A 400-nucleotide genomic window follows, 5' to 3' on the forward strand; every position below is an offset into this window, starting at 1 on the left:
AGTCTTAGAATCTTTAAAGCAAGAATATAAGGATATTTTAGAATATATAAAAGATGATAAAGGTAGAATTATTATAAAACTAGAGGTGGGGTATGGGGAGGAAGAGGACTTGAGTGATATTGAGGTGGTAGGAAAAAATGGTGATGTGAAAATGTATAGAATTTCAAACTACTCACTAAATATCATTAAGAAAATGGTTAAGAATTCCAATAATCCAATTGTTACTATTACAAGCACAATAAGAACACCTATGGAGCAAGCAGAAATTATGTATGATAATATCATTACAAATGGTTTGCAAAAACAAAGAGATACTTATAAACAGCCCGGGCAACGGATGTTAGATGTATATGAAACACAGAAAAAAGCTGGTAAAAGCAAAGAGGAAATTATACAAACA

1 pseudogene is annotated in these 400 nt (G+C 30.8%); it reads left to right on the forward strand.

Annotated features, from left to right (window positions below):
• Positions 1-400: pseudogene (locus LS81_RS11140) on the forward strand (hypothetical protein); the annotation flags it as partial.

The sequence above is a fragment of the Helicobacter trogontum genome (genome assembly GCF_000765905.2).
Classification (GTDB): domain Bacteria; phylum Campylobacterota; class Campylobacteria; order Campylobacterales; family Helicobacteraceae; genus Helicobacter_A; species Helicobacter_A trogontum.